Source organism: uncultured Planktosalinus sp. (assembly GCF_963973675.1).
Classification (GTDB): domain Bacteria; phylum Bacteroidota; class Bacteroidia; order Flavobacteriales; family Flavobacteriaceae; genus Planktosalinus.
In genome coordinates this window covers 1-9,209 of the sequence record NZ_CAXBAN010000063.1, presented here as the reverse complement: position 1 = coordinate 9,209, position 9,209 = coordinate 1, and the positions used below count along the sequence as shown (strand labels likewise).

Annotated in this window: 9 protein-coding genes and 1 pseudogene; all 10 read left to right on the top strand. The window is 40.1% G+C overall.

What is annotated here, in order from left to right; all coding sequences use genetic code 11:
- Positions 1 to 117 (top strand): annotated as a pseudogene (locus tag AACY61_RS04015) (cytochrome c); the annotation flags it as partial.
- A 19-nt stretch (positions 118 to 136) separates the two neighbouring features.
- Positions 137 to 715 (top strand): fasciclin domain-containing protein, encoded by a 579-nt coding sequence (locus AACY61_RS04010; RefSeq protein ID WP_339610301.1) that lies wholly within the window; start codon positions 137 to 139, stop codon positions 713 to 715.
- An 11-nt stretch (positions 716 to 726) separates the two neighbouring features.
- Complete coding sequence (gene nosZ / locus AACY61_RS04005; RefSeq protein WP_339610300.1) at positions 727 to 2,679, top strand: Sec-dependent nitrous-oxide reductase; 1,953 nt, start codon at positions 727 to 729, stop codon at positions 2,677 to 2,679.
- A gap of 98 nt (positions 2,680 to 2,777) precedes the next feature.
- Complete coding sequence (locus AACY61_RS04000) at positions 2,778 to 3,395, top strand: hypothetical protein (RefSeq protein ID WP_339610299.1); 618 nt, start codon at positions 2,778 to 2,780, stop codon at positions 3,393 to 3,395.
- A 4-nt stretch (positions 3,396 to 3,399) separates the two neighbouring features.
- Positions 3,400 to 3,855, top strand: a complete 456-nt coding sequence (locus AACY61_RS03995; protein WP_339610298.1) for a nitrous oxide reductase accessory protein NosL — start codon at positions 3,400 to 3,402, stop codon at positions 3,853 to 3,855.
- 64 nt (positions 3,856 to 3,919) lie between these two features.
- Positions 3,920 to 5,131 (top strand): nitrous oxide reductase family maturation protein NosD, encoded by a 1,212-nt coding sequence (locus AACY61_RS03990; RefSeq protein ID WP_339610302.1) that lies wholly within the window; start codon positions 3,920 to 3,922, stop codon positions 5,129 to 5,131.
- Positions 5,125 to 5,832: an ABC transporter ATP-binding protein gene (locus tag AACY61_RS03985; RefSeq protein ID WP_339610297.1), complete on the top strand. Its 708-nt coding sequence runs from the start codon at positions 5,125 to 5,127 to the stop codon at positions 5,830 to 5,832. The genes AACY61_RS03990 and AACY61_RS03985 overlap by 7 nt, the downstream gene beginning before the upstream one ends.
- On the top strand, positions 5,825 to 6,607 hold the full coding sequence (locus tag AACY61_RS03980; protein ID WP_339610296.1) for an ABC transporter permease: 783 nt from the start codon (positions 5,825 to 5,827) through the stop codon (positions 6,605 to 6,607). Before AACY61_RS03985 ends, AACY61_RS03980 begins: the two co-directional genes overlap by 8 nt.
- A gap of 251 nt (positions 6,608 to 6,858) precedes the next feature.
- The gene (ric, locus tag AACY61_RS03975) at positions 6,859 to 7,581 is read left to right on the top strand and encodes an iron-sulfur cluster repair di-iron protein (RefSeq protein ID WP_339610295.1); all 723 of its coding nucleotides are present in this window, start codon (positions 6,859 to 6,861) and stop codon (positions 7,579 to 7,581) included.
- Between the two features lie 160 nt (positions 7,582 to 7,741).
- On the top strand, positions 7,742 to 9,209 hold a 1,468-nt coding region (locus tag AACY61_RS03970), incomplete at its 3' end, for a hypothetical protein (RefSeq protein ID WP_339610294.1).

The following is a 9,209-nucleotide window of genomic DNA, read 5'->3' as shown; positions in this document are numbered from 1 at the left end:
CCCATTGCAAAACAACTACTCATTGAATCAAACATGGCTGTAATGGCCAATCAAAACGTCAGTGAAGAAGACGCACGTGCAATTCTGGAATACTTTAGAAAATACGATGCTCAATAACAACTAAAATCAACCAATTATGAAAACAACCTTATTATTTATGTTGTTGTTTGCGATTGTCCTAACCGGATGCAAAGACAAGCAACAAACTGAAGAAGCAACAGAAAGCACTACTTCAATTACTGAGGCCTCAACATCCAATAAAGGTCAAGCCTTTATTGAGGATGAAAGCGCTGAACCCAATGCCCTGCGATTGGCCATCAATTCGCCAGACCATACCACTTTAGTGGCTGCTGTTCAGGCCGCAGAAGTTGAAAATTCATTAGTTAATGTAGGACCATTAACAGTTTTTGCACCCACTAATGCTGCTTTCGATAAAATTGACAAAGCAACGCTGGAAGACCTATTAAAGCCTGAAAACAAATCGAAATTGGCTTATATTCTTACCAATCATGTCGCACCCAGCAATTACCCTATTGAAACACTGGAACGCAATATTGAAAAAGACAGGCAGCTTTATATGGCTTCCGGAAAATATTTAGATGTTACCAAAGAAGGGGACGACATCTATGTTGGCGGCACCAAAATTGTTGCATCAGTAAGCGTAAGCAACGGATGGGTACACATTGTTGAAGACGTTATTTTACCTAAAAATTAAAACCAATATATATGAAAAATCTAACCCTCAGTATGATTACAATATTCATCGCTGCCCTTTTTGTAGGCTGCGGTGGAGAACAAGGCAGTAAAAAATCAGGTGCAATGGCATCGAGCGCTGCCGAACGAACTTATGTCGCTCCTGGCGAATATGATGAATACTACGGATTCTTTTCCGGTGGATTCAGTGGACAACTCTCTGTTTATGGATTGCCTTCAGGAAGACTCTTTAAAGTAATCCCAGTATTTTCACAAGATGCAGAAAAAGGTTATGGGTACAGTGAAGAAACCAAAGCTATGCTAAACACTTCTTATGGTTTTGTGCCTTGGGGAGACTCACACCACCCTGATATTTCACAAACCAATGGGGAACTTGATGGTCGATGGGTGTTTATCAACGAAAATAATACGCCTCGTATTGCCCGAATTGATCTGACCACTTTTGAAACAGCCGAAATAATTGAAGTACCTAATAGTGCCGGTAACCACGCTTCTGCATTTGTTACTGAAAACACAGAATATGTAGTAGCAGGTACTCGATTTGCAGTTCCATCTCCTCAAAAAGATATGCCTATTGATGAAATGAAAGGTAACTTTAAAGGGCCTTTAAGTTTCATCTCTGTAAACCCTGAATCCGGCCGAATGAACCTGGAGTTCCAGATTGCAATGCCCGGATTCAACTATGATCTGGCACACCCCGGAAGAGCAAAATCTCACGGCTGGTTTTTCTTTACCTCCTACAATACCGAAGAAGCACATACTTTAATGGAAGTAAACGCTTCTCAAAACGATAAAGATTACATCGCTGCCGTAAACTGGAAAAAAATCGAGGAATATGTGAAAAATGGTGGTGGTGAAAAAATGAACGTACCCTACGCTCACAACGTGATGGATGAACACACACACATCGCTACAACTACCATGAAAAATGAAGTCATTTCAGTGGACCCTCGCGATGTGCCCGATGCCATCTTCTTCTTACCCATCCCAAAATCTCCTCACGGCTGTGACGTAGATCCATCAGGTGAATATATTGTGGGAAGCGGTAAATTGTCAACAGACCTGACCGTCCACTCATACACTAAAATGATTAAAGCCATCGAAGAAAAAGACTATGACGGCGAAGCTTACGGTGTACCGGTGTTAAGTTTTGAATCCATCCGTGCAGGAACTGTTTCACAGGCAGGCTTAGGACCTCTACATACCGAGTTTGACGGAAAAGGAAATGCTTATACCACCTTCTTTATCTCTTCTGAAGTGGTAAAATGGAAACTGGAAACCTGGGAAGTGGTTGACCGTCAGCCAACCTTTTATTCTGTAGGTCACTTGATGATTCCCGGTGGAAACTCTCAAAAACCTTTTGGAAAATACTTAGTAGCTATGAACAAAATCACCAAAGACCGGTATTTACCAACAGGCCCCGAGGTTAACCACTCTGCTCAGCTCTATGATATTTCAGGTGAAAAAATGGAACTCTTACTCGACTTTCCAACCATTGGAGAACCACACTATGCTGCCGGAATCAAGGCAGATATCGTGATGAAAAACTCTAAAAAGATTTTCAAGCTGGAAGATAATAAACACCCGCAGGCTGTGAAAAATGAAAAAGACGCACGTGTAGAACGAAACGGTAATGAAGTACACGTCTATATGACGATGATTAGAAGTCACTTTGCACCAGACAATATTGAAGGAATTCAAGTGGGAGATAAAGTATACTTTCACGTTACAAATCTTGAGCAAGATTATGACGTTCCCCACGGTATTGCAATGATTGGCGCAAATACTTCAGAACTGTTGATTATGCCCGGAGCTACTAAAACATTCATTTGGGAGCCCAAACGTGAGGGTGTATGGCCGTTCTATTGTACAGACTTCTGTTCTGCACTTCACCAGGAAATGCAGGGCTATGTAAGAGTATCGCCAAAAGGCAGTAGTGTACCTTTAAAATGGTCACTCGATTAAATCACAAAAGTTTAATTGGTTATTAATTTTTTGATTTGATGTAAAGCGGGTAGTACACCTTTATGTCTGCCCGCTTTTTAAATCTAAAACTCCACAAAATGAAAAAGTCAAGTATATTAATGATATTCGGAGCACTGTTACTCTTGGGGCTTTTCAAGTTCCCTTTATGGAATATTACCCTAGGCGCTCCTCAATATCCTGACCCGTTGGGAATGAACATCTATATTGATGGTATTGAAGGTGTTGAAGAATTTGACATTCAAAATATTGATGGTGTTAACCACTACATAGGGATGAAAAAAATTCCCAAAGCTGAAGAAATGTGGGAGTTCACAATCTTTCCACAAGTGATTACCGGAATGGTAATTCTTGGAGTTTTGATTGGAATCTTAGGCTTTTTTGGTAAAGTGAGCTACAAATGGTTTTTAGGGTGGTTTGTGTTAATGAGTGTTCTGGGTATAATGGGTATGTATGATTTTAATGCCTGGTTGTTAGACTATGGAACAGATCTCGATCCAAAAGCGATTCTAAAACTTACCGATGCAGATGGAAATCCTCTGAGTTATAAACCCCCACTACTAGGCACAGCTCACATACTCAACTTTACTGCTCACTCCTACCCCCGACTAGGAGGCTATGGACTTGCTTTAGGTATGCTTTTCACATTAATTGCGTATTTTGTAGGCAGGAAAGAAGCTAAAACACTTAAAAAATAATACTATGAAAAGTCTACTACTTTTTATGAACATTGCATTGGTGTGCATGTCATGCAACGTGCAACCAGAACCCATTGCCTATGGTCACGATGCGTGTCAATTTTGTAAAATGACTATCGTAGATCAAACACACGCGGCACAACTTGTCACCAAAAAAGGAAAACAATTTAAATATGACGCCATAGAATGTATGGTAAATAATATTAAGGAAAAATACACTCCTGAAGTTCTGTCGACAGTTCTCGTTGCCAATTACAGCAATGCCGGTGAAATGTTAGATGCTCAAAAAGCTTACTTTATCATCAGCCCAGGCATAACGAGCCCTATGGGCGCTAATTTGAGTGCTGTTAATTCACAGGAAAAGGCTGAAGCACTCAAAAATGAGCATACGGGTACAATTTATAGTTGGGAAACATTGCAGTCTCATTTCAATGATAACACCACAAACAATCATCATTAAAAATATTCACCTTTCATAAATGAAGCGTTTTAGTCTTAAAATACTACTTAACCTACTTCTTGCTATGTTGTTTTTCACAAGCTCAATAACGGCTAAAACCATTGTGGTTTGTGCCTCTTGTGAAGCGACATCTGTAAAGACTGCTATTGAACAGGCTGTTGATGGTGATACTATTCTCATTAAAAAAGGAGTCTATAAAGAACACAGTATTATCGTGATAGAAAAGTCACTCACCATACTTGGAGAAGACAATCCGGTGATAGATGGCGAACTCAAAGGCACTATTTTTAGTGTCAAAGCCAAAAATGTTACTATTGATGGATTAACAATCAAAAATGTAGGTAACAGTTTTACAAAAGAATTTGCTGCAGTTCTCCTTTCCTATGCTGAGAATTTTACTATCACTAACTTGACCATCGAAAATGCGTTTTTCGGTATCCTAATTGAAAAGTCAGATACCGGTTTGATTTCAGGCAACACAATCTCCGGCAATGCTACTGAAGAAGCCGCTGCCGGGAATGGTATCCACCTCTGGCACTCTAAAAATGTGGTTATCAAAAACAACAATGTCTTTAAAATGCGTGACGGCATCTATCTGGAATTTGGAAGCAACAGTTACATCGAAAAAAACACTTCCAAAAATAACTTGCGTTATGGATTGCATTTTATGTTTTCCAATGATAACGAATATCACTACAATCATTTTGAAAACAACGGTGCCGGCGTCGCAGTCATGTTTTCTAAAAAAATTATTATGTACAATAATACTTTTAGAAAAAATTGGGGGCCAGCTTCATACGGACTCCTACTTAAGGAAATCAATGATGTGGAACTCAAAAACAATATTTTTGAAGACAATACAGTAGCCATCAATGCTGATGGCACCAACCGCATCATTTATCATCAAAACAACTTTATAGGAAACGGCTATGCCATTAAAGTGCATGGTGCCTGTTATGAAAACAGTTTTACAGAAAACAATTTTTTACATAATTCCTTTGATGTTGCTTACGCAGGAAGAGTCAACAGCAACAAATTCAATAACAATTACTGGAGTGACTACAGCGGTTATGACCTCGATAAAGATGGCATTGGAGATGTGTCTTATCGGCCGGTGAAACTGTTTTCCTATTTGGTCAACAAAACGCCTGAAGCTATAATCTTACTAAGAAGCTTATTTATTGACATCATCGATTTTTCGGAAAAGGTATCACCTATTTTCACCCCTGCAGAACTTGTTGATGAAAACCCAAAAATGAAACGAATTGTATGGTAACTATTGAAAACTTACATAAAAAATTTGGTAGTAACGTCGTATTAGACGGTGTAGACCTCACTATAAAAAAAGGAAGCATCCTTGCGGTACTCGGCCCCAATGGCAGTGGAAAAACCACTCTCATTAAAAGCATATTGGGAATGGTCGTGCCAAACAAGGGAACTATTACCATCAATGAGACCTCTATTTCCAAAGACTGGAAGTACCGTCAGGAAATTGATTACCTGCCACAGATTGCAAACTTCCCGGGAAACCTTAACGTGAAAGAACTTATCAAAATGATCAAAGACTTGCGTAATAAACCGGCTAAGGATGACGAACTCATCACATTTTTTAAATTGGAACCCTTTTTAAATAAAAAATTAAGCACATTATCTGGAGGCACCAAACAGAAAGTTAATTTGGTGCTCACTTTTATGTTTGACAGTCCGTTTGTGATTTTAGATGAACCCACCTCGGGACTGGACCCTATTTCACTCATACGATTAAAAGAGCTCATTAACGCTGAAAAAGCAAAAGGAAAAACAATATTAATCACTTCGCATATCATGAGTTTTGTGGAAGAAATCGCTGAAGGGGTTATCTTTATCTTAGAAGGAAAAATATATTTCAACGGTTCGGTACAGGAACTCAAAACCAAAACCGGCCAAACAGATTTTGAACACGCCATAGCCAACATATTATCTGAAAATCATGCTTAAAATATTAAAATACAGCTTTTACGATTTGTCCCGCAGCCGCTGGAGTTATATCTACTTTTTATTTTACCTCTTATTGGGTGTAACCTTGTTGTTTCTCAACAACGACCTTTCAGGAGCGGTCATCACCTTGATGAATGTGATTATTATTCTGATTCCCTTGATTGGGACTATTTTTGGAGTGATGTACTACTACAATTCCAAAGAATTTACAGAGCTCCTCCTTGCCCAACCTGTAAAAAGAAGCTCTATCTTTATCGGGCAATACCTGGGTGTAGCCATCTCCCTATCCGCTAGCTTAGTATTAGGGCTGGGAATTCCCTTCGCGGCTTACGGACTTTTTGAATCAGGAGTCATTTGGAACTTTACTGTTTTATTGATTACAGGGGTGTTTTTAACATTTATATTTACCGCCTTGGCATTTAATATCGCTCTTTCCAACGAAAATAAAATCAAAGGATTTGGGTATGCTGTTTTGTTGTGGTTATTTCTCGCTGTTATTTATGACGGTTTATTTTTACTGGCTCTAGTATACTTTCAGGAGTACCCACTGGATAAGTTTTCACTGCTAGCTACCATTTTCAATCCTATTGACCTTTCACGCATCTTGATATTACTGGAGCTTGATATTTCAGCTTTGTTGAGTTATACAGGAGCGGTCTTTAAAAAGTTTTTGGGTACTTCGCTGGGTGCATTGATTTCTTTCGGAATGCTCTCCTTATGGGTCATTCTACCGGTTTGGCGTATTTCTGCGAAAGCGAAAAAGAAGGATTTTTAATACTCATGAGACATTAATGTCGCCTTTAATAATTGCTACCATAATGTTAACATCGTTAAATTCTACAATAAACTAAAATATTGCTCAATTAAACAATATTTTAGTTTAGTGCTTTATTGAGCAATAGCCTGATTCCATCGCATTAAAAGTATCGTTATGCGCCAAGTCATAAAATAAGAAGGTGCCATTTAAGATCTTTACACCATAAAAGAACTCAAATATCTATCGTCTAACATCTAATATCTCTAAAAATGGAAACTCTAAAACAAAAAACCGTTGCCGACCTGGTTACAGAAAACATTAAAACCGCCCACATCTTTAAAAAACACGGCATCGACTTTTGCTGCGGCGGTGGGGTTAGCATTGAACGGGCGTGTGAAAAAAAAGGGCTTGATGTTGCTAGTCTGGAAGAAGAATTAATCCAGGCACTGACTGAACACGATCGTACGTATAACTATAAATCCTGGCAAGCAGATTTCCTCACCGATCATATCATCAATGTCCACCACACCTATGTAGAAGAAAATTCTCCATTGCTCCTTCAGTATGCTGAAAGAGTGATGAAAGTCCACGGCCATCATTACACCGAATTGGTGGAAATCAATGAATTGGTAAAAAGTATTGTGGGTGAACTCGCCAGCCATATGAAAAAAGAAGAGTTAATTCTCTTCCCCTTCATAAAAAAAATGAAAAATGCTCAAAAAGAAGGCCACACACTTCCACGTCCGGCATTTGGAACCGTGAACAACCCCATAGCTATGATGGAAGATGAACATGAACATGCCGGCGAACTGTTTCGTCAGATTGAACTTTTATCAAATAAGTATACCCCACCTGAAAGTGCTTGCAATACTTACAAGGCCTTTTATGCCAAACTTGAAGAGTTTGAAAACGACCTCCACTTGCATGTGCATCTGGAAAACAACATCCTTTTTCCCAAAGCAAAACAACTGGAAAAAGCCGTATTGCAATAAATTCCAACCCGGCCAATTCGTATAAATTCGGGATAATTCGGATAAACCCTATTTGTTGAAAACTTTGTTAATAGCTATTTAAGATAATATTATCTTTTATTCATTTAATACTTAATTTTAAAAGCAATTGCTAACCTATTAAATAGTTAAAATTATGGAAATGAATCAGGAAATACTCTCAGATATTGTTGTACATATGAAATATGCCCGCTTCCTCCCCGAGCAGAACCGCAGGGAGGTTTGGCAGGAAATCTGTGACCGCTATGAGCAAATGATGCTGGAAAAATACCCTAAACTCACTACTCAAATAGTGGAACACATGAAACAGGTCCGCAACAAAAAGGTACTCCCCTCTATGCGAGCCATGCAGTTTGCGGGTCCGGCCATCAACCGCAATCACAGCCGGATTTATAACTGTGCGTATTTGCCTGTGGATGATATTCGTGCATTCTCAGAAACCATGTTCCTTTTGCTTGGAGGTACCGGTGTGGGCTATTCAGTACAAAAGCACCATGTGGCCGGCCTGCCACCCATCAAAAAAGGAAGCAAGCAAAGAAAATTTTTAGTTGGTGATAGCCTGGAAGGTTGGGCAGATGCAGTCAAAGTTTTGTTGAAATACTATTTTGGTATTCACGAGTCCAAACCCGATTTTGATTTTTCAGACATTCGACCCAAAGGGAGCCGCCTCGTCACTGCCGGCGGAAAAGCACCCGGACCCGAACCTCTTAAAATCTGTATCGCCCACCTTTCAGCTATTTTAGACCGCAAACAAGATGGCGAACAACTCACCCCGCTGGAGTGCCATGATATGATGTGCCACATCGCCAATGCAGTTCTCGCAGGAGGCATCCGTCGTTCTGCGATGATTGCGCTATTCTCCCACGACGATGAGGATATGTTAACAAGCAAATTCGGTCCATGGTGGGAATTGAACGAGCAACGCGGACGTGCCAACAACTCGGCAGTACTGCACCGCGAGCACATTTGCGAACGTGCGTTTTTTGAGCTGTGGAAAAAAATCGAACTGAGTGGTAGCGGCGAACCCGGGTTTTACTTCACTAACAATTCAGACTGGGGCACCAACCCCTGTTGTGAAATTGCTTTGCGACCCTTCCAATTTTGTAATTTGTGTGAAGTCAATGTCAGCAACATCGAAAGTCAACAAGACCTCAATGAGCGTGTGGCCACAGCGGCTTTTTTAGGCACCCTACAGGCCGGCTTTACCAATTTTCATTACTTACGCGAAAAATGGAAAACCCATACCGAAAAAGATGCCCTCATCGGCGTTGGAATGACAGGTATTGCCTCCGGAAAACTCGACAGCCTGGACCTGGATGAAGCCGCTCAGCTTGTCAAAAAAACAAATGAAGAAGTAGCTTCTCAACTAGGCATCAATAAAGCTGCCCGCACCACCACTATCAAACCTTCAGGAACGACCTCCCTGGTGTTGGGTACTTCTTCAGGCATTCACGCCTGGCACAATGAGTACTACATCCGCCGCATTCGCATAGGCAAAGATGAAGCGTTGTGTAAATACCTTAAAGAACATCATCCTGAACTCATTGAAGAAGATTTGCTCAACTCCAAACAAATGATTGTTTGCATTCCGCAAAATGCCCCCAAAGGTG

Bases quoted from the DNA above. Each gene is read 5' to 3' on its own strand.
- AACY61_RS04010 (WP_339610301.1), top strand. From the start codon at position 137: ATGAAAACAACCTTATTATTTATGTTGTTGTTTGCGATTGTCCTAACC.
- nosZ (WP_339610300.1), top strand. From the start codon at position 727: ATGAAAAATCTAACCCTCAGTATGATTACAATATTCATCGCTGCCCTT.
- AACY61_RS04000 (WP_339610299.1), top strand. From the start codon at position 2,778: ATGAAAAAGTCAAGTATATTAATGATATTCGGAGCACTGTTACTCTTG.
- AACY61_RS03995 (WP_339610298.1), top strand. From the start codon at position 3,400: ATGAAAAGTCTACTACTTTTTATGAACATTGCATTGGTGTGCATGTCA.
- AACY61_RS03990 (WP_339610302.1), top strand. From the start codon at position 3,920: ATGTTGTTTTTCACAAGCTCAATAACGGCTAAAACCATTGTGGTTTGT.
- AACY61_RS03985 (WP_339610297.1), top strand. From the start codon at position 5,125: ATGGTAACTATTGAAAACTTACATAAAAAATTTGGTAGTAACGTCGTA.
- AACY61_RS03980 (WP_339610296.1), top strand. From the start codon at position 5,825: ATGCTTAAAATATTAAAATACAGCTTTTACGATTTGTCCCGCAGCCGC.
- ric (WP_339610295.1), top strand. From the start codon at position 6,859: ATGGAAACTCTAAAACAAAAAACCGTTGCCGACCTGGTTACAGAAAAC.